The 19124-nt window shown below is 68.0% G+C and carries 17 protein-coding genes; 11 read left to right on the forward strand and 6 right to left on the reverse strand.

What is annotated here, in order from left to right:
* Positions 1-88 precede the first annotated feature (88 nt).
* Genes OHA18_RS08170 through OHA18_RS08190 form a run of 5 tightly spaced genes read left to right on the forward strand, consistent with a single transcriptional unit; the run spans position 89 to position 5875 of the window.
* Positions 89-871: a GNAT family N-acetyltransferase gene (locus tag OHA18_RS08170; protein WP_329003217.1), complete on the forward strand. Its 783-nt coding sequence runs from the start codon at positions 89-91 to the stop codon at positions 869-871.
* A complete protein-coding gene (locus tag OHA18_RS08175; protein WP_329003218.1) occupies positions 868-1401 on the forward strand; it encodes a kinase in 534 nt (177 codons plus the stop codon). The genes OHA18_RS08170 and OHA18_RS08175 overlap by 4 nt, the downstream gene beginning before the upstream one ends.
* Positions 1402-1403: 2 nt before the next feature.
* A complete protein-coding gene (locus OHA18_RS08180) occupies positions 1404-3686 on the forward strand; it encodes a helicase-associated domain-containing protein (RefSeq protein WP_329003219.1) in 2283 nt (760 codons plus the stop codon).
* Positions 3687-3691: 5 nt separating this feature from the next.
* Positions 3692-4183: an AAA family ATPase gene (locus tag OHA18_RS08185; protein ID WP_329003220.1), complete on the forward strand. Its 492-nt coding sequence runs from the start codon at positions 3692-3694 to the stop codon at positions 4181-4183.
* 51 nt (positions 4184-4234) lie between these two features.
* Complete coding sequence (locus OHA18_RS08190) at positions 4235-5875, forward strand: DNA repair helicase XPB (RefSeq protein WP_329003222.1); 1641 nt, start codon at positions 4235-4237, stop codon at positions 5873-5875.
* On the opposite strand, the gene OHA18_RS08195 is transcribed toward OHA18_RS08190, so the two are convergent.
* From OHA18_RS08195 to OHA18_RS08205, 3 genes are read right to left on the reverse strand one after another with little or no spacing between them, the layout of a single operon-like run.
* On the reverse strand, positions 5864-6574 hold the full coding sequence (locus tag OHA18_RS08195) for a FadR/GntR family transcriptional regulator (RefSeq protein ID WP_329003223.1): 711 nt from the start codon (positions 6572-6574) through the stop codon (positions 5864-5866). The two genes, OHA18_RS08190 and OHA18_RS08195, sit on opposite strands and share 12 nt — an antisense overlap.
* A gap of 27 nt (positions 6575-6601) precedes the next feature.
* On the reverse strand, positions 6602-7537 hold the full coding sequence (locus OHA18_RS08200) for a dihydrodipicolinate synthase family protein (protein WP_329003224.1): 936 nt from the start codon (positions 7535-7537) through the stop codon (positions 6602-6604).
* A gap of 14 nt (positions 7538-7551) precedes the next feature.
* Positions 7552-8616: a sialidase family protein gene (locus OHA18_RS08205; RefSeq protein ID WP_329003225.1), complete on the reverse strand. Its 1065-nt coding sequence runs from the start codon at positions 8614-8616 to the stop codon at positions 7552-7554.
* A 47-nt stretch (positions 8617-8663) separates the two neighbouring features.
* On the opposite strand from OHA18_RS08205, the gene OHA18_RS08210 reads away from it, so the two are divergent.
* The 5 genes from OHA18_RS08210 to OHA18_RS08230 all read left to right on the forward strand — a co-directional run bounded on the left by OHA18_RS08210 (position 8664) and on the right by OHA18_RS08230 (position 15058).
* Positions 8664-10286, forward strand: coding sequence for an extracellular solute-binding protein (locus OHA18_RS08210; protein WP_329003226.1), 1623 nt, complete (start codon positions 8664-8666; stop codon positions 10284-10286).
* Positions 10286-11230: an ABC transporter permease subunit gene (locus tag OHA18_RS08215; protein WP_329003227.1), complete on the forward strand. Its 945-nt coding sequence runs from the start codon at positions 10286-10288 to the stop codon at positions 11228-11230. The genes OHA18_RS08210 and OHA18_RS08215 overlap by 1 nt, the downstream gene beginning before the upstream one ends.
* Entirely contained in the window at positions 11227-12114 is an 888-nt protein-coding gene (locus OHA18_RS08220) for a carbohydrate ABC transporter permease (protein ID WP_329003228.1), read from the forward strand. Before OHA18_RS08215 ends, OHA18_RS08220 begins: the two co-directional genes overlap by 4 nt.
* Before the next feature lie 100 nt (positions 12115-12214).
* Positions 12215-13003 (forward strand): phosphatase PAP2 family protein, encoded by a 789-nt coding sequence (locus tag OHA18_RS08225; RefSeq protein WP_329003229.1) that lies wholly within the window; start codon positions 12215-12217, stop codon positions 13001-13003.
* Positions 13004-13042: 39 nt separating this feature from the next.
* Positions 13043-15058 carry a HelD family protein gene (locus OHA18_RS08230; RefSeq protein WP_329003231.1) on the forward strand — a complete coding sequence of 672 codons (2016 nt, stop codon included), beginning with the start codon at positions 13043-13045 and terminating at the stop codon, positions 15056-15058.
* Here OHA18_RS08230 and OHA18_RS08235 read toward each other — a convergent pair.
* The 3 genes from OHA18_RS08235 to OHA18_RS08245 are packed head-to-tail and all read right to left on the reverse strand — an operon-like array spanning position 15044 to position 18685.
* Positions 15044-16462: a hypothetical protein gene (locus OHA18_RS08235; RefSeq protein WP_329003233.1), complete on the reverse strand. Its 1419-nt coding sequence runs from the start codon at positions 16460-16462 to the stop codon at positions 15044-15046. The genes OHA18_RS08230 and OHA18_RS08235 overlap by 15 nt on opposite strands.
* Positions 16459-17463 carry a hypothetical protein gene (locus OHA18_RS08240; RefSeq protein WP_329003235.1) on the reverse strand — a complete coding sequence of 335 codons (1005 nt, stop codon included), beginning with the start codon at positions 17461-17463 and terminating at the stop codon, positions 16459-16461. The genes OHA18_RS08235 and OHA18_RS08240 overlap by 4 nt, the downstream gene beginning before the upstream one ends.
* Positions 17464-17494: 31 nt before the next feature.
* Entirely contained in the window at positions 17495-18685 is a 1191-nt protein-coding gene (locus tag OHA18_RS08245; protein ID WP_329003237.1) for an MFS transporter, read from the reverse strand.
* Positions 18686-18774: 89 nt separating this feature from the next.
* Here OHA18_RS08245 and OHA18_RS08250 point away from each other — a divergent pair, with 89 nt between their 5' ends.
* A complete protein-coding gene (locus tag OHA18_RS08250; RefSeq protein ID WP_329003238.1) occupies positions 18775-19086 on the forward strand; it encodes an ArsR/SmtB family transcription factor in 312 nt (103 codons plus the stop codon).
* Positions 19087-19124: the final 38 nt, after the last annotated feature.

Below are 19124 nucleotides of genomic sequence, written 5' to 3' on the forward strand. Positions count from 1 at the left end.
GCGTTGACGACTGTGACGTCGGAGCAGGTCTGCAGCCTTCGACATATCTATTGGCGGTTGACCGGTCTGAGTGATTCACTGCGTCCCGATGATCACCAGAGTCGATACCTACCTCCATAGCGTCCCGCTGTCCGGTGCAGTCGCAGAGCAGGTGGGTCCGTTCACCTTGTTCCGCAGTACGACGGTCTGGCCGTACTACGCGCGCCCGGTGCCGGGCTCCGGCGCCACGATCAAGCCGGACGACGTCGAACTGGTGCGGGCGCGGTGTGCCGAGCTGGAGATCCCGCTGAGCTTCGAGTGGGTCGTGGACACCTGTCCGTCGCTGGGACCGGCTGCAGCTGCTGCGGGCCTGACTGTGGTCGAGCATCCGTTGCTGGTGCTGGAGCGGGACGACTTCCGCCCGGCCACGGCTGCTGCCCGCTGCGAGATCCTGTCCGCCGACGAGGATGTGGTCCGGCAGGCTCGTGCGGTCGCCAACCTCGCGTTCAGCGATCCGGGTACTGCGGTTGGCGCTGCAGGCTCGGCGGAGCGAGACGCAGCGGCGGTCGAGACGCCGGACAAGACGGTGGCGGCGCTGTGCGACCGGGCGCTCCGGGGCGTCTCAGTCAGTGCCGGCGCGTTCACCGACGAAGGCATGGTCGCCAGCGGAACGCACCAGCCCGTCGACTCCGTTACTGAGATCGTCGGCGTCGGAACGCTCCCGTCGGTGCGCCGCCGCGGCCTGGGTGCCGCCGTGACGTCGGTGCTCGTGGAGCACGCGCTGTCCAACGGTGTTGACCTCGTACTGCTTTCGGCCGAGTCGGACGCTGTTGCAGCCGTCTACGAGCGTGTGGGCTTCCACCGGATCGGGAGCGCTGGAGCAGCGGAGTGACGGGCAGTCCGACCTCGCGCCTCGTCGTACTGCGCGGGAACTCGGGCTCCGGCAAGACCACCACAGCGCGGGTCCTGCGCGAACGCCTCGGCCGCGGCACGGCCTGGGTCGAGCAGGACCACCTCCGCCGCATCCTGCTCCGCGAGCACGACCTACCGGGCGGCGCGAACATCGGACTGATCGACCTCAACGTCCGCTACGCGCTCGACCACGGGTACGACGTGGTGCTCGAGGGCATCATGAACGCCGGCCGCTACGGCGACATGCTCCGTCGGCTGACCGATGACCACCGCGGGCTGACCCTGCACTACTACTTCGACATCCCGTTCGAGGAGACCGCCGTACGGCATGCCACCCGGGAACTGGCCGACGAGTTCAGTGTCGAGGCGATGCGGGAGTGGTACAGGGAGCGCGATCTGCTGGACGGTCTGGACCAAGTGGTGATCGGTCCGGCCAGCACGCTCGACAAAACCGTGGGCCAGATCCTGACCGACCTTGGGCTGAAGACCAGCGGGGCCGTACCGTTGTAGGGATGAGCACTACCGAGCCGACCCGCCCCCGTACCCTCGCTGAGGCGTTGCGGACGTGGGATGACGCCGGGCTCGGTGAGCTGCTGCGGCGGCGGCCTGACCTGGCGCTGCCGATTCCTGCGGACACCGGGCAGCTGGCGGCGCGGGCGACGAGCAACGCGTCGGCTGCGCGGGCAGTCAACCGCCTGGACGAGTTCGGTGTGGACCTGCTGGAGTCACTGTCCGCGCTGCCCGAGCCGGTGGACCTGGAGGCGCTGGCGCGGGGCGTCGATCAGCCGGTGGAGGTGGTCCGGCCGCGGGTGACCGAGCTGCTGGACCTCGCCCTGGTGTGGGGCACCGAGGACGACCTGCGGCCGATCCGCGCAGTACACGAACTACTCGGACCGACACCGGCAGGGCTCGGTCCGGTCACCACACGGCATTTCGGCGACCTGGACAAGCTGATCGACGAGGCCGGCCCGGATGCGCGGGCGGTGCTCGACAAGCTGACCTGGGGTCCGCCGACCGGGACGGTGGAGAAGGCTGAGCGTCCGGTGACGATCGCATCGGCGCGGACCCCGGTGGAGCGGTTGCTGGCGCGCGGTCTCGTCGTACCCAAAGACCCCAACACCGTCGTACTGCCGCGGCAGATCGGGCTGCACCTGCGCGGCGGACGAGTGCTGGCGTCGACCAGGCCGGCGCCGCCGCCGCTGGACGGGAAGAAGGTGTCGGCCACCATCGCCGACCGGGCTGCGGCGGGTGCTGCGCTCGACCTGGTGCGGCTGGTTGACCGGGCACTGGAGCAGCTGGGGACCGAGCCGCCGCCCGTACTGCGTACTGGTGGCATTGGCGTCCGTGAGCTGCGCAACGTGGCCGGGAAGATCGGTGCGGAGGAGCACAACGCTGCAGCGGTGCTGGAGATGGCGTATGCCGCTGGACTCGTTGCTGCGGTTGAGGTCGGGACCAGTGAGCTGTGGCTGCCTACCAGTGCTTACGACGACTGGCTGGAGCTGGACCTGGCGCATCGGTGGGCCCAGCTCGTTATGGCCTGGTTCTCCGGGCTCAGGGCGATCGGACTGATCGGACGGCGGGACAGCGGCGCAGGTACGGCGGCTGCACGGGAGCGGCTGATCAACGCGCTGGCGCCGGACCTCGAGCGGTTGCTCGCGCCAGAGATCCGCGTACTCGCGTTGGAGGCATTGGCCCAGGCTGGTGCGGGTAATGCGCCGGCCCCGGAGACAGTGGTGACGTGGGTCGCGTGGCATCGGCCTCGGCGTGGTGGGCAGTTCCGGGACGACCTGGTCGAGTGGAGCGTGTCTGAGGCGGCCCTGCTGGGACTGACCGGGCTGGGCTCGTTGGCGAGCCACGCGCAGCCGTTGCTGGCTCCTGAGCCGACTGCAGACGAGTTGGCGGAGGCGATCAGCCCGCTGATGCCGGAGCCGGTGTCCGAGGTGCTGCTGCAGGCTGACCTGACTGCGGTGGCTCCTGGTCCGCTGGTACGGGTTGTGCAGGACGAACTGTCCGCGATGGCGGACGTCGAGTCGGATGGCGGCGCTGGGGTCTACCGGTTCAGTGAGAACTCGGTGCGGCGCGCGTTCGATCTGGGCAGGACCGCGGAGCAGCTGCATGCATGGTTGGCCGAGCATTCGCGTACTCCGGTCCCGCAGCCGCTCGCGTACCTCATCGACGACGTCGCACGGCGGCACGGCGTACTGCGGCTCGGGACGGCGTCGACGTACCTGCGGTGTGACGACGAGAACGTGCTGACCCAGCTGCTCAACTCGAACCTGCCCGGTGTCCGGTTCCGGCGGTTGGCGCCGACTGTGGTGGTGTCGCCGTCACCACCGGACATGGTGCTGAGCCGACTGCGCGACGCCGGGCTGGCGCCGCTGGCGGAGACGTTCGACGGGGCCCTGCATGTGACCGGTACGCCGCGACGTGGTGAGGCGGCACGTCGCCGTACCAGCCGGGACTTCAACGAGAGCGCGTTCGACCTGACCGACGACCAGGTGAAGGCAGTCATCGAGAAGGTCCGCGCCGGCGACCGCATCGCCGCCGAACGCCCCGACGACCAGGGCCTGGTCGAACCAGCGGCCCCCGCGGAGACCATCGCCGTACTCACCAACGCCGCCGAGTCCCACACCCGCACCTGGATCGCGTACGTCGACCACAACGGCACCTCATCCGAACGCATCGTCGAACCGGTCCGAGTAGCCGACGGCTGGCTGACCGCGTACGACGACACCACCGAGAACCCCCGCACCTACGCCCTCCACCGCATCTCCGCCGCCCGAGCCGTCGAATGACCCGAATGCTGCTGGTCCTGACCGGACTGCCGTACTGCGGCAAGACGACGTTGGCCCGTGCGCTCGAGCAGGAGGGCGTGACTGTGGTCGAGCTGGACCACATCAACCGGGAGCGTGGGTTCCGGATCGAGGACGGCGTTCCGATGGCGGAGTGGCCGGAGACCATCCGGCAGGCGGAGGTGCGGATCGAGGAGAGTGACGCGGAGGTTGTCGTTCTCAGCTGGGTCAATCCGACTGAGCGTGATCGCCAACACTGGCGGGACTTCGCGTCAGCGCGCGGGATGCGTCACCAGGTTGTCTACCTCGCCGCCGATCAGTCGCTGCTCGACACCAGGCGCAGTGCTGCTGTTGCCACGCCGGACCGCCACGTTCTGTCCGACGAGGTGCTGCAGCGCGTGCAGCGGCGATTCCAGCCGCCTGGGGAGGGCGGTGCGCTGATGGTTGAGGCCGGTTGGAGCACTCAGAAGCAGGTGGAGGTCGTGACCGCAGCTCTGTGAATTGACCGCTCAGGCACAATGGAAGGTCGGGGCTAGACAGAGGAGCTGCGGGTGACGGACGGTCCACTGATTGTGCAGTCGGACAAGACTCTCTTGTTGGAGACTGCACATGCGGATGCCACTGAGTGTCGGAAGGCCATTGCGCCGTTCGCTGAGCTGGAGCGCGCGCCGGAGCATGTGCACACCTATCGGCTGACGCCGCTGGGGTTGTGGAACGCTCGGGCCGCAGGGCACGACGCGGAGCAGGTGATCGACGTACTGCTGCGCTACAGCCGCTACCCGGTCCCCCACTCGCTGCTCGTCGACATCGCCGAGACGCTGGACAGGTACGGGCGACTGCGGCTGGAGAAGCACCCGCAGCACGGACTGGTGCTGGTGACGACCGACCGGCCGGTGCTGGAGGAGGTGATGCGCAGCAACAAGGTGAAGCCGATGCTGGGCGAGCGCCTCGACGACGACACCGTCCTGGTACACCCGTCGGAGCGCGGCCACCTCAAGCAGACGCTGCTGAAGCTCGGCTGGCCGGCCGAGGACCTGGCCGGGTACGTCGACGGTGAGGCCCACAAGATCGAGCTGGTACGTGACGGCTGGGAGCTACGCCCGTACCAGGAGCAGGCGACCGACTCGTTCTGGCACGGCGGCTCCGGTGTCGTCGTACTCCCCTGTGGCGCCGGCAAGACAATCGTCGGCGCGGCCGCGATGGCACAAGCGTCCGCGACCACGCTGATCCTCGTCACGAACACGGTGTCCGCGCGGCAGTGGAAGGACGAGCTGCTCAAGCGCACCAGCCTCACCGAAGAGGAGATCGGCGAGTACTCCGGTGCACGCAAGGAGATCCGGCCGGTCACGATCGCGACGTACCAGGTGATGACGACGCGCCGGAAGGGCGTCTACTCGCACCTGGAGCTGTTCGACGCCCGCGACTGGGGCCTGATCGTGTACGACGAGGTGCATCTGCTGCCCGCGCCGATCTTCCGGATGACCGCCGACCTGCAGACCCGGCGCCGGCTCGGTCTGACCGCGACGCTGGTCCGCGAGGACGGCCGCGAGGGCGACGTGTTCTCGCTGATCGGCCCGAAGCGGTACGACGCCCCGTGGAAGGACATCGAGGCGCAGGGCTGGATCGCGCCGGCCGACTGCATCGAGGTGCGGGTCGACCTCGAGCAGACCGAGCGGTTCGTGTACGCGACCGCCGAGCCCGAGGACCGCTACCGCCTGGCCGCGTCCACCCCGGCGAAGTCACGCCTGGTCCGCCGGATCGCCGATCATCACGCCGGCGAGCCGCTGCTGGTGATCGGTCAGTACATCGATCAGCTGGACGAGCTCGGCGAGCGGTTGGAGTGCCCGGTGATCAAGGGCGAGACGACCGTGAAGGAGCGGCAGCGGCTGTTCCAGGCCTTCCGGACCGGTGAGATCAACCGGCTGGTGGTCTCCAAGGTCGCCAACTTCTCCATCGACCTCCCCGAGGCATCCGTCGCCATCCAGGTCTCCGGCACCTTCGGCTCCCGCCAGGAGGAGGCCCAACGCCTCGGCCGGGTCCTCCGCCCCAAGGGCGACGGCCGCACTGCCCGCTTCTACTCGATCGTCGCCAGAGACACCATCGACGCCGAATTCGCCGCCCACCGCCAACGCTTCCTGGCCGAACAGGGCTACGCGTACACGATCGTGGACGCGGAGAACCTATTCGCCTAGGCGGGTGTGGATGCCGTTGAAGTGGCTTTTCATGGAGTGGGCGTAGGTGTCCGGGTTGGCGGATTCCAGGGCGTTGAGGAGGTCTCGGTGCCAGGCGGCGGCGTCTGCGGGGGTGTAGCGGGCGCCGGGGAGGCGGGCGTCCACCTGGGCGAACGTGCGCCAGAAGACGGAGAGTAGGTCGATGACGAGGGCGTTGCCGAGGGGCTCGTAGAGGGCCTGGTGGAAGGCCCAGTCCTCGTCGGGGAAGTACTCGCCGTCGGCGGCCTTGGCTTCCATCCGTTCGACGATGGGCTCGAGAGTCTCGTACCCGTGCTGCTTGAAGTGGTCGACGACGTCGTCGGCCAGACCGACCTCGATGGCCTGGCGGACCTCCAGGACGTTCTGTACGTCGCGGAGGTCGCCGGCCATCGACTGGGACATCCGGAACGCGAGCCCGTCCTCGAGCGACTGCAGGTTCACCTCGCCGACGTACGTCCCGTACCCGTGCCGGATCTCGATGATCCCGACCGCCTGCAACGCCTTCATCGCCTCACGCAAGGGATGCCGGCCGACGCCGAGCTGCGCCATCAGGTCCTGCTCGTTGGGCAGCGGATCGCCTGCCTTCAGCCCACGCTCCAGGATGTACGACTTCATCGCATCCCGGATGAAGGACTGATTCCCCGCCGCACCACGTGCCCGGCTGAGCCCACCCGTTGTCACTGCCGGCCTCCCTTGGTCAGGAATCGCTCAGTGTAATCCGGCGCGGTCCAGTAACGGCCGGACAGCCGCGATCTCCGTGTCGTTCAAAGGAATGCAGGGGTACGCCGTCACCGGGCAGTCGATCACGCCGAGCAGATGCAGCCCGGCCTTGAACGCACCCAGTGCAGCCGAGCTCGCACCCATCCGCGACCGGTCCGCGACGTTGATGATGTCGAAGAGCCGGAACAGGCGGTCCTGCTCTGCTCTCGCCGTCGCCGCATCACCCGCGACGGCCGCCTTGAAGAGACGCACATAACCGGCCGGATCCACGTTGCCCAGCCCGGGTACGACGCCGTCGACGCCGAAGGCCAGTGCCGAGTCGACCGTCACCTCGGAGCCGGTCATGATCGCGAAGTTCTCCAACTGCTTCTCGCGACGGGAGAGGACCAGTTCGCGCAACGACGTCTCTTGGCCTGAGGAATCCTTCACTCCAGCGATCACGCCCTGCTCGCCCAGCGATGTCACGAGGGAGGCGGGGAGCTTGGTGCCCACCCGGGACGGGATGTCGTAGGCGTACAGCGGGGTGTCGCCAGCCAGCGAGGCCAGCTTAACGAAGTGGCGTTCGATCTCGGCGCGGTGCGTGGCGGCGTAGAACGGGGCTGTGGCTACCAGTGCGTCGACACCCGCCTTCAAGGCAGCAGAGACATGTGAGGTGACCCGGTTGGTCGACGTGTCGATCACACCGGCCAGCACCGGCACCTGTCCCGCCACCTCCGCCACAGTCGTCTCCAGCACGACCTGCCGCTGCTCGTCGGTCAGGAACGTGCCCTCACCGGAGGTGCCGAGCACGAACACCCCGTCCACACCTCCGGTCAGCTGGTACTGGATCAGCCGCGCCAGCGATGCGGTGTCGACGTCGTACGACGGGGTGAGCGGAGTGACGAGCGGCGGTACGACGCCAGTCAAACGGGCGGATGCGATCAAGGGGTCTCCCAACCTCAAAGGGCGAATGTGGCAAAGCGCAGCGTCGCGAACGAGGACGTCTCACCGGCCTCGTAGAAGATGCCGACCGCGCCATCGGGCATCAGGACGAGATCGGAGTAGCCGGCCATGCCCTCGTGCACGACCAGAGCCGGCTGCCACGAGACACCGGAGTCCTCGGACACGAAGACGGTGAGCTCGCGGCGGCTGGTCGGGTTCACCGGGGTGGACAGCAGCAACCGTCCGTCCGGCAGACAGAGCACGCTGCCCTGGATACCCGGTGCGGTGATCTCGGGAATCCCGGCGTACGGCGCATCGAGGGTCTGGCCGCCGTCGGACGACCAGGCGTGCACACGGGCCGGTCCGGTGCCCTTGTGGTTGCGGGCGTTGAAGTACAGCCGGCCGTCGGGCAGCTCGGTGACGGTGGTCTCGTTGGCGTTGATCTCCGCGCCGTCGTTGCGGTCGACGAACCCGACCGACCAGGTGACGCCACCGTCGTCGCTGTAGATGCAGTGCCCACCGTTCAGCCGGATCAGGTCGTCCACCGGCTCTGACGGCACAAAAGAATGATTCGCAGGTACGACGAGACGCCCCGCGCGCAGTGTGATCCCGTGGCACGGCCCGGTCGCGTACCAGCCCCAGTCCGCCGGCTTGACCTGACCGGTGATCTCGACCGTGGACGACCAGGTCGCACCCTCGTCGGACGACCGCTGCACGAACACGCGCCGCCCAGTCTCCGGATCGGTGCCGCGGGCCAGTGACATCTCGACCGCGTCCGCGCCGTTCTCCACCGTCACCAACACGAAGTCGCCGGACACGGGGTCGAACAGGGGCACCGGGTTCCCACAGGTCCTGCCCGGGACGGCTGACACCACCTGCACCGGCAGCCAGGTCCGCCCGGCGTCCAGCGAACGCCGCAGGACGATCTCGATCTCGCCCGCGTCGCCGGACCCGTGCAGACGCCCCTCACAGAACGCCAGCACCAGCTCCCCACGCGCCAGGACGGACGGGATCCGGAAGGTGTGACAGCCGCTCCCCGCAGGGTCGAAGACGATTTCCGCCGCGCCGACTCTTGAAGACATAGGACGTACTATGTCATGGTGTGGCCCTCCGATGGAAGTGAGGCCTCATGCCAGTCAGCAGAAGAACTTTCCTCGGCGGTGGCCTGGCCGCCGCCGCTGTCGCGGTCACGGGTACGCCGCTGCTGGCGGGGTGCGCGTCGGACAAGAAGAACACCGCGGCCGCCAACTCGGCGGTCAAGCTGCCCACCTACACGAAGTACGGCGAGATCAAGCCGGACCTGCCCGGCACCGACGTGGTGCTGGACGGATTCCTGAAGTACCCGGCGAGCCCGGTGAAGGCGATTGCCGAGGCACCTGGTGACGGCAAGCCGATCACGTTCATGACGAACATCCCGGGCGCGATCCCGCCGAGCGTCGACAAGAACCAGTTCTGGCAGGAACTGAACAAGCGGCTCGGCTCCGAGCTGCAGATCAGCATGGCGTCGAACGACGAATACAACGACAAGTTCGCCACCCGGATCGCGGGCGGCGATCTGCCGGACATCCTGAACGTCCCGCCGGGCACCCCGCAGATCCCGGGGCTGCTCAAGGCCAAGGCGATGGACCTGACCGAGCACCTGTCGGGCGACGCGGTGAACAAGTACCCGTTCCTGGCGAACATCCCGACCGAGTTCTGGAAGGGCTGCGTCTTCAACGGCGCGATCTACGGCGTCCCGGTGCCGCGCGGCATGTCCCGGACGTCGCTGCCGCTGTACCGCACCGACCTGCTCGCCGCGAAGGGCATCAAGGACCCGGAGCCGAAGAACTTCGAGGAGTTCTTCGACATCTGCAAGGAGATGACGGCGGCGAAGGAGAACCGCTGGTCGTGGACCCGCGTGCCGACGTCGTACATCCGGATGATGCTTGGTCTGCCCAACAACTGGAAGCAGGAGGGCGGCAAGTTCACCTCGGTGTACGAGGTGGACGGTAACGAAGACGCGCTCGAGGCAGGCCGCAAGATGGTGGCCGCCGGCGTGATCAACCCGGACACGTTCAGCGCCAAGGCTGCGGCCCGCAAGCAGTGGTTCAACGGTGGCACCGCGGCGTTCGACTACGACAGCTTCGTGGCCTGGAACCAGTACTACTCCGACAACACCGCGGGCGACGCGTTCGGCGTGAACATGCTCGACGTACCGGGCTTCACCAGTGGTGACGGCAAGGTGTGGATGGGTGCGGCACTGAACAACGTCACGGCGTTCAACAAGTCCAGCAAGCACTCCGCGGAGACACTGCTGAAGGTGGCGAACTGGATGGCCGCACCGTTCGGCACGGAGGAGTACCTGTTCCGCAAGTACGGCGTAGCGGGCCGGCACTACACCATGCAGGGCACCGACCCGGTGCCGACCAAGACCGGTGTCGTGGAGACCGGTATCGGCCTGCAGTACATCTCCGACTCGACGCTGGCGCTCTACTGGGCCGGCAAGCCCGACGTACCGCAGAACCAGCACAAGATCCAGGAGAAGGTCGCGGACCGGCTGGTGTACGACGCGTCGTACGGGCTGTACTCCGAGACGCTGTCGAAGCAGTGGGGGCAGCTGACCGGCGTACTGACCGATCTGGAGAACCAGATCGTCCAGGGCAAGAAGCAGGTGTCCGAGTGGGCGCCGGCGGTCAAGACGTTCCTGTCCTCAGGCGGTGAGAAGATCCGCGGTGAGCTGCAGGACGCTTTCGCCACGACAGGCGGGAAGTAATGCTGCAACGTTCGTCGAAGGGTCCGCAGCAGCGGCTGAGCCTTGGGCGGCGGCTGCTGCGGGACCGCGTGCTGCTGCTGTTCGCGCTGCCCGGGGTCACGCTGATCATCGTCTTCCACTACGTGCCGTTGCTGGGGAACGTGATCGCGTTCAAGGACTACCAGCCGTTCCTCGGGATCGGGGGCAGCGACTGGTCGGGCTGGGAGAACTTCAGCGTCATCTTCAGCGGCGATCCGGCGTTCCTGCGGGCGCTGAAGAACACGCTGATCCTCACCAGCCTGCAGTCGGTCTTCGTGTTCCCCGCGCCGATCCTGCTCGCCCTGCTGCTGAACTCGCTGTTCTCCGAGCGGATCAAGCGGATCGCGCAGAGCATCCTCTACCTGCCGCACTTCATGTCGTGGGTGATCGTGGTCGCGCTGTTCCAGCAGATGCTCGGCGGCAGCGGGCTGCTGAACAACTACCTGCGCTCCCATGACCTGTCCACGATCAACATCATCGGGAACTCCGAGCTGTTCCACGTGCTGCTGACGTCGCAGATCATCTGGAAGGACACCGGCTGGGCGACCATCCTGTTCCTGGCCGCGCTGTCCCAGATCGACTCGCAGCTGTACGAGGCGGCGAGTGTGGACGGCGCGAGCCGGATGAAACAGCTGTGGCACGTCACGCTGCCCGGACTGCGCGGGATCATCATCCTGCTGTTCATCCTGCGGCTCGGTGACTCGCTGACCGTCGGGTTCGAGCAGATCATCCTGCAGCAACAAGCGGTCGGCCGGGACGTCAGTGAAGTACTGGACACGTACGTCTACAACAACGGCGTACTCGGCGGGGCGTGGGGTGTGGCGGCCGCGGTCGGACTGGTGAAGGGCGTCGTCGGCGTGATCCTCGTGCTCACCGCGAACAAGGTCGCCCACATCTTCGGCGAGCAAGGGGTGTACCAGCGATGAGTACGAGAATCGTCCAGGGCGTCCCGATGCCCGGCTGGCCGATGCGGATCTTCAAGGGCCTGGTGCTGCTGATCTTCTGCGCGGTCGTGATCATCCCGTTCGTCGGGGTGATCTCGACCAGCGTGGCGCCGAACAAGCAGATCAACGAGTCCGGCGGCCTGGTGCTGTTCCCGAAGTCGGTGAACTTCGCGGCGTACGAGTCGCTGTTCGCCGGCGGCGTGGTGACGCAGGCACTGTTCGTCAGCATCTTCGTCACCATCATCGGCACGCTGCTCAGCCTGACCGTGTCGTGCCTGCTGGCGTACGCGCTGGCGCGGCCCGGGTTCACCGCCGGGCGGCCGATCCTGCTGGTCGTGCTGTTCAGCATGCTGTTCTCGCCCGGCATCATCCCGACGTACCTGACCGTGAAGGGCGTCGGCCTGCTGGACAGCATCTGGGCCCTGATCGTGCCGACGATGATCAGCGCGTTCAACGTCGTCGTACTGCGGGCGTTCTTCATGAACCTGCCGAACGAGATCACCGAGAGCGCCCGGATCGACGGCGCGGGTGAGCTCAAGACGTTCTCGTACATCGTGCTGCCGCTGTCGAAGGCCGTGCTGTCGGTGATCGGGCTGTTCTACGCGGTGGCGTACTGGAACGCGTTCTTCTCCGCGCTGCTCTACCTCAACGACTCCAAGCTCTGGCCGTTGCAGCTGGTACTGCGCACGTACGTCATCAACGACACCCAACTGGGCAGCGCCGAACTCGGCACCGAGCTGCTCCCACCGCAGGCCTCGATCCAGATGGCGATCCTGGTCGTGTCGATCGTTCCGATCCTGATCATCTACCCGTTCCTGCAGCGGCACTTCGCCAAGGGTGTGCTTACCGGAGCCGTCAAGGGCTGATCACAGCCCCGTCTCAAAGGGCGCATCCGGGGTTGCCCAGGGCAACGCCAGGGTTGCGCCTGGGCAAACCCTGTGGGGACGACGGGTACCGTCGAAAAGTATGGGGATCGAAGCGCTGGAGCGGGTGGGGCAGGGTGGGGAAGAGCAGCAGCGAAAGACTCAGGTCTTCTGGAGGGTGGTACGGGAAGCAGTCCTGTTGGCCACCCTCTTCCTCGTCTACAGTGCGGGCCGGCAGATCGCGGCCCGGCATACCGGCTCCGCGTTCGACCACGCACACGAAGTGCTGTCGTTCCAGAACTGGCTGCACCTGCCGAACGAGGCCGCAGTCCAGCACTGGGTGCTGCAGTTCCCGCATCTGATCCAGAGCGCCAACCTGTACTACGCGAGCGTGCACGCTCCGCTGACTGCCGCCGTACTGCTCTGGCTGAGCATCTGGCGGCCGAAGGCGTACGCGCATGTCCGGTGGACGATGGTGTCGCTGACCGGACTGGCACTGGCCGGTCACATCGCGTTCCCGTTGGCGCCGCCGCGGATGATGCCTGGATTCGTCGACACCGGGCTGCGGTTCGGTCAGTCCGTGTACGGTCCGGATCACTCCGGCGGTCCGGTGAACCAGTTCGCCGCGATGCCGAGCCTGCACGTCGGCTGGGCGGCGCTGATCGCACTGTCGATGATCCTGATCACCCGGTCGCGCTGGCGCTGGCTGTGGCTGCTGCACCCGATCATCACGTTCACCGTGGTCGTGGTGACGGGCAATCACTACTGGCTGGACGGCCTCGTCGCGCTGCTCCTGCTCTCGGCCAGCCTGCCGTTCCTGCTCCGCCCCGGCCTGCACGCCGACAGGCCGCGGACGCGTAATTCAGTTCCGCCGAGGAAGGTGCTCAAGTAACGTGGCTGGGCTCCCCCACTGCTCGCCGGAGGTTTCCGCATGCCCCCCGATACGTCTGACGTCCTCCAGGCCGAGAAGGACTACCTGAAGAGCTCCCGGGCCGCGCTGGCGGTGATGCGGGAGAAGACCGGCGCACTGGAGGTCCACAGTGCGGACCGGGTCAACCAGGAGTACCTGCTGGCCGCGATCTTCCGGCGGATGAAGGAGCTGGAGGACGACCCGGACGTCCCGCTGTTCTTCGGGCGGCTGGACTACATCGAGCCGACCGACGAGACGTTCCACATCGGCCGCCGGCACGTCAACGACGCGCTGGGCGAGCCGCTGGTGGTGGACTGGCGAGCGGACATCTCGGTGCCGTTCTACCGGGCCAGCAAGACCGAGCCGATGGGCGTGGGGGTACGCCGGCGGTTCGGCTTCACGCACGGCGAGATGACCGCCTTCGAGGACGAGGACCTCACCGCCAGCGGTCAGACCGACCAGCACAGCGACATCCTGGACGCCGAGATCGAGCGGCCGCGTTCGGGCCCGATGCGCGACATCGTGGCGACCATCCAGCCGGAGCAGGACGTGATCGTCCGGGCCGGCGTCGACGACACGATCTGCGTGCAGGGTGCGCCCGGCACCGGTAAGACGGCAGTCGGGCTGCACAGGGCGGCGTACCTGCTCTATGCGTACCGGGACCAGCTCAGCCGCGCCGGTGTGCTCGTGGTCGGGCCGAACGCGAGCTTCCTGCGCTACATCGGCGACGTCCTCCCCGCACTGGGTGAGATCGAGGCGAAGCAGACCACGGTCGAGGAGCTGGTCGCCCGGGTGAACATCGCCGGGCCGGGTCCTGCGCTGGTCGACGTACTCAAGGGCGATGCACGGATGGCCGAGGTCCTGCACCGCGCCGTCTGGTCGCACGTCAGCCTGCCGAAGGAGTCGCTGGTCGTGCCGCGCGGAGCGCACCGCTGGCGCGTCGCCGGCTACCAGGCCGAGGAGCTGATCACCGAGCTACGCAACCGAGGCATCCGGTACGGCGCCGGCCGGGCCATGTTGCCGCAACGACTGGCCCACGCCGTGCTCCTGCGCATGGAGGCGGCGGGCGACTCTCCCGACGACCGGGTGCAGGACTCGGTCGCGCGGAGCCGACCGGTCAAGCAGTACGCCGACGCCCTCTGGCCGGCTCTGGACCCGGCGAAGCTGCTCTTCCGGCTCTTCACCGACCCGGAGCTGCTGGCCGAGCATGCCGACGGCATCCTCACTGCGGACGAGCAGGCGATGCTGATCTGGGACAAGGTGCCGCGGTCGGCCGGTGCGGCCAGGTGGTCCGTCGCCGACGCCACTCTGATCGACGAGATCGCCGATCTGGTCGACCGGACGCCGTCACTCGGCCACGTCGTCCTGGACGAGGCGCAGGACCTGTCCGCCATGCAGCTGCGCGCCGTCGGCCGACGCTGCTCCACCGGCTCGATGACTGTGCTCGGTGACATCGCACAGGGCACCACGCCGTGGGCGACGCCGTCCTGGGACGAGGCCTTGAAGCACCTGGGCAAGACCGGCGCCCACACCGAGGAGCTGACCGCGGGCTTCCGCGTCCCCGGCCAGGTGATCGAGTACGCCGCCCGCCTGCTCCCGACGATCGCACCGCACCTCAAGCCGCCGACAGCGGTACGACGGGCGCGCGGTGAGCTCACCATCTCCCGCGTGCCGGACAGCCTCGCCGCCGCGGTGACCGCAGTCCACGAGGTGTCCGAGCGCCCCGGCTCGATCGGCCTGATCGTGCCCGACGCACTGGTGACAGCGACCCGGAAGGCCTTGCAGAGCCAGGGAATCGCCTTCTCCGTGCTCGGTGACGAGGACGACGTGGACGCGCACCTGGACGTCGTACCGGCGTCCCTTGCCAAGGGTCTCGAGTTCGACCATGTCGTGCTGGTGGAGCCGGCCGCCATCGTGGCGGGCGAGGCCGACGAGCGGACCGGCCTCCGGCGCCTCTACGTCTGCCTGACCCGTGCCGTCACCTCACTGGTCGTTGTCCACAATGAAGACCTCCCTGAGGTACTAGAAGCCGCGTGAGCCGCCGGACCGGCGCGACGAGCGCCGGGACGAGCCGCCACCGCTGGAGCGCGTCCGGGACGACCACGAGCTGCGCCGGCTCGACCCGCTGTACCAGCTGCTCCCACCGTCGTCGTCCGAGCTGCTGCTCGACGAAGCGGCCCAGTCACCCACAGAGCTGCCGACGTCCGAGCTGAACCGGCCGAAGCGCGCCCCCGGCCGACGGGACCGCCAGCGCGACCGCATCTCCTCGCCGCGGCGGCGGAAGTCAGAGTCCGGGAACCACCACACGCGGCCGTCGCCCTGCGACCAGTAGCCGTCGACGTACGCGGCCAGGTCCTCTGCGTGCTCCCAGTACGGCGTCGAGATCTGCCACCCCTTCACCATCCGGATCTGGGGCTGCTCGCCGGCCTCGTCCCGCTGCTTGCAGGCCGCACAGACCTCGACCGCGCGGGCGGATCCGTCCTCGGGCTTCCACTCGATCTGGTCCGTGCTCGGTCCGTGCCGCGGATCGAAGAAACAGGGAGCCGTCGGCTCCGGGATCGGTTTGCCGGCCCGGACCGCATCCAGGCAGACCAGCCCGTACCGGGCCGATCCGAGCAGTGTGGTGACCGCCTCGATGTCCTTGTCGCCCTTGGCCTCGTCCAGCCGGTGCCGCGCCTTCTCGACCGTGTCGAGCACGTCCTTCGACAGCTTGGACTGTTGCGGGTCCGACACCGTCGGCAGCGCGGAGACCTGCTGCGAGAGCGCGATGATCTCCTCGTTGAGCAACGGCTGGGTGACCTTGAGGTGGGCCTTCTCGTCGTGCCGGCGTGCCCGCCGAGCTCCCAGTGCGGTGACACTGCACCAGAGCGCGATCACACCGGCCAGGCCACCGGCGTACGGCGCGGCGTCGACGTAGAACGGCTTGTTCACCACCTGCGCTCGCTGGATGAACCGCTCCAGCATCGGCTCGTAATCCGGTGCGCAGCAGTCGACCGCCTGGTCCACGGCGTCGCCCACGAAGTACGTCGGTCCGTGGTCGGCTCGCTGTACGGCATGGAATCCACGTCCGTCGGACTCCGAGTTCGCGTCGACCAGTACGCCGTACACGCCCTCCACGCCGACGCGGTCGTACAGCTGGTCCGCGATCTCCTCACCCTCCCAGGCGAGGTTCACGTAGTACCCGCTGTCCGACGTGTTGATCTTGGACGCGGGGATGACGGCGATCCGGATCGGAGCCGCCGCGCTCTTGGCCGCGGCGTCGAGCTGCGCGACCTCGGCAGCCGTCAGCTCCTTCACGTCCGGGTCGACCCAGACACCGGTGTCGCCCAGGTGACTGGCCACGGTGTTCATGTACGCCTCTGGATCCGTGGCGGCGTGCGCCGGCGACACGGGCAGCGCCCACAGAGTGATGAGGGCGAGCGCTCCGAGCAGACGTTTCATCGTGATCCTCCCGAGAGGCGGTCGCGGCAGGCACCACAGACCGGGACTTCCCGGGGCCTGCCACCGGGTGGCGTGTACATCCAGTCGGTCACTGAGGTGCCGTGGCTGGGGTCGAAGAAGCACACCGCTCGGCGGGGCGGTGCGGGCGTTCCGGCGACCTTCGCCTGCGCACAGGCCAGCCGCCAGCGCCCGTACTCCACCGTGGCGCGCACTTCACGCAGCTTGTCGTCGTCCGGCTGACCGTCGACCACGCGGCCGGCGTCGGCGTACGCATCCATCGCCGCCTGCACGTCGCCCGCTGTGTCCACGCCATCCAGACGCACGTCCGCCGAATCCAGTTCCTCACCGAACCGCGTGACATCCTCGCGGGCGGTCGCTCGCCGCTCGTCCAGCGTGTCCACCTCGTCCGGCAGCACCTCGTACGACGGCCGGTACAGCGCGGGTCCTTCGTCCTTGCGCGCACGGGACTTCCACCAGCGCAGCGCCAGGCCGCCGACGATCAGCACCACGATCAGGATCAACAGCGGCCACAGCCAACCGGGCGGACCACTGGATGCCTTCGGTACGTCGAGTTGGTCGAGCACTCCGTTCAGCGTGCCGACCGGATCGGAGCGGCTGTGCTTGTTCAGCTCGTCGGTGAGGATGTCCGCGACCGGGGTGTCGACGCCGACCGCACTCCCCCAGGTGATCGCACCGCCGAACACCACCAGGTAGATGCCGTCCGCCTGCTGACGATCCACCAGTTGGTCAACGTACGTATGGGCCGCCGCGCTCTGGTCACCGGCGCTGAGTACGGCGGCGGGCACGACCGCGATGCGAATCGCCGGGTCGTGCCCGTTCACCCGTTCAGCCAGCTCGGCGGCGTCCTTGTCCGGTACCAGTGACCGCTGCGCCGGGTCGACGTACACCGGTGAGGTCTTCCAGCCGTCCACCACTGCCGCGGGATCGCTGGAGCCCGTCAGGGTGGAGGCAAGCAGCAGCACACCGGCAAGCAGACGCATGGGCAGAAGCCTGCCCTACCGCAGGTCCTCCTCAGTCAGCAGCGGCTGTGATGAAGACGTCCTCCTCGCGCTCGAGCTCCTCGACCCGCTGGAGTGCGGAGTCGCGCCAGAGGGCGTAGACCAGTCCCACCACGATCAGCGACAGTGCGCTGGCCAGCACCGGCAGATAGCCGACGCCGAAGGACTGGATGACCAGTCCGCCGACCACGGCCGACAGTCCGGCGCCGAGGTAGATCGCGGAGGCGTTGAGCGAGATCAGCAGACCACCACCGAGCTCGAGCAACAGGTTCTGGATCGGAGGGTTGAAGGACCAGGTCAGCAGGCCCCACACCAGCAGGGCGGCACCGGCTCCCACCTCGGTCGTCAGGGTGACGTCGAGGGTGGCGAGGACGGCGGTGATGCCGACCATCAGAACGGCCAGGGTGCGGAGGCTGCCGAAGCGGTCGGTGAACCGTCCGCCGAGGAAGTTGCCGACTACCGCGCCCACGCCGTACAGCAGGAGCAGGAGGCTGGTGACATTGCCGGTCAGACCGGCGGTGTGCTTCAGCAGCGGAACGATGTAGATGTACACGCTGAAGGCGGCGAGCACGGCGAGCACTGTGATCGCGAGGACGAGCTGCACGCGACGGTCGGCCAGTCCGGCGAAGCGCTCGCGCAGACTGACCACCGGAGGCGCGTCGACCGTGGGCAGCGCGACCCGCTCGGCGATCGTGACCAGCACCGCCACGGCGGTGATCAGGGCGAAGACACCCTTGTAGCCAAGCGTCGGACCGAGCAGGGTGCCCGCCGGCACACCGAGCACCAGCGCGAAGGTCAGGCCGCCGAACACGATGGCGACGGCTCTGCCGCGTTCCTCCGGGCGCAACAGGCTGGTGGCGAACAGCGTGGCGGCCGGCGTGTACATGGCGGCGCCGAACGCAGCCACGACCCGGCCGACGATCAGGATCGGGTAGTTGACGGCCAGCGCGGCGATCAGGTTGCCGAGCGCGGCCAGGACCAGTGCGGCGATCAGGAGGGTACGGCGCTCCCACCGGCCGGTCAGGGTCGCCAGGATCGGCGCACCGATCGCGTACGACAGGGAGAACGCGGTGGCGAGCTGGCCTGCGGCGGTCAGCGAGACGTGCAGCTCGGAGCTGACGTCGGGGAGCACACCGGACACGACGTACGCGCTGGTGCCGACCGCGAACGCACCGGCGCCGAGCAGGTAGATCCGTGCGGACATCGAAGGCCTTCCGGGAAGAGGTTCAGTAGTTCGACCGTCATCGTACTACGATCTTCATCGAACTTCGACCGGCGTCGTACTATGGACATATGGCCACAAAGGTTCTCCCGCAGCCGGAGCGGGACGCGATCCGCGTCGAGGCGGTTCTGCAGGCGCTGGGCGAGCCTGTCCGGCTCACCATCGTCCGCGCGCTGGCCGACAACCCGGCAGGTGTCTGCTGCGGCGAGATCGAGCTGCCGGTGACCGCGTCCACGCGGGCACACCACCTCAAGACCCTGCGCGAAGCCGGGGTCCTCTCCACGCACACCGACGGCACCCGCCGGATCAGCATCCTCCGCCGCGAAGACCTCGAGGCGCTCTACCCGGGCCTGCTCACGGGCATCCTGTCGGCCAAGCAGTAAGAAGCAGTAACCAGTCGAGCACGCCTGGTGAACCCGCA

Origin of the sequence: Kribbella sp. NBC_00709, assembly GCF_036226565.1 — a bacterium.
GTDB lineage: Bacteria > Actinomycetota > Actinomycetes > Propionibacteriales > Kribbellaceae > Kribbella.

Excerpts from the sequence above, each read along its gene's own strand:
- OHA18_RS08170 (WP_329003217.1), top strand. The coding sequence starts at position 89 with ATGATCACCAGAGTCGATACCTACCTCCATAGCGTCCCGCTGTCCGGT.
- OHA18_RS08180 (WP_329003219.1), top strand. The coding sequence starts at position 1,404 with ATGAGCACTACCGAGCCGACCCGCCCCCGTACCCTCGCTGAGGCGTTG.
- OHA18_RS08185 (WP_329003220.1), top strand. The coding sequence starts at position 3,692 with ATGCTGCTGGTCCTGACCGGACTGCCGTACTGCGGCAAGACGACGTTG.
- OHA18_RS08205 (WP_329003225.1), bottom strand. The coding sequence starts at position 8,616 with ATGTCTTCAAGAGTCGGCGCGGCGGAAATCGTCTTCGACCCTGCGGGG.
- OHA18_RS08210 (WP_329003226.1), top strand. The coding sequence starts at position 8,664 with ATGCCAGTCAGCAGAAGAACTTTCCTCGGCGGTGGCCTGGCCGCCGCC.
- OHA18_RS08215 (WP_329003227.1), top strand. The coding sequence starts at position 10,286 with ATGCTGCAACGTTCGTCGAAGGGTCCGCAGCAGCGGCTGAGCCTTGGG.
- OHA18_RS08220 (WP_329003228.1), top strand. The coding sequence starts at position 11,227 with ATGAGTACGAGAATCGTCCAGGGCGTCCCGATGCCCGGCTGGCCGATG.
- OHA18_RS08225 (WP_329003229.1), top strand. The coding sequence starts at position 12,215 with ATGGGGATCGAAGCGCTGGAGCGGGTGGGGCAGGGTGGGGAAGAGCAG.
- OHA18_RS08230 (WP_329003231.1), top strand. The coding sequence starts at position 13,043 with ATGCCCCCCGATACGTCTGACGTCCTCCAGGCCGAGAAGGACTACCTG.
- OHA18_RS08235 (WP_329003233.1), bottom strand. The coding sequence starts at position 16,462 with ATGAAACGTCTGCTCGGAGCGCTCGCCCTCATCACTCTGTGGGCGCTG.
- OHA18_RS08240 (WP_329003235.1), bottom strand. The coding sequence starts at position 17,463 with ATGCGTCTGCTTGCCGGTGTGCTGCTGCTTGCCTCCACCCTGACGGGC.
- OHA18_RS08245 (WP_329003237.1), bottom strand. The coding sequence starts at position 18,685 with ATGTCCGCACGGATCTACCTGCTCGGCGCCGGTGCGTTCGCGGTCGGC.
- OHA18_RS08250 (WP_329003238.1), top strand. The coding sequence starts at position 18,775 with ATGGCCACAAAGGTTCTCCCGCAGCCGGAGCGGGACGCGATCCGCGTC.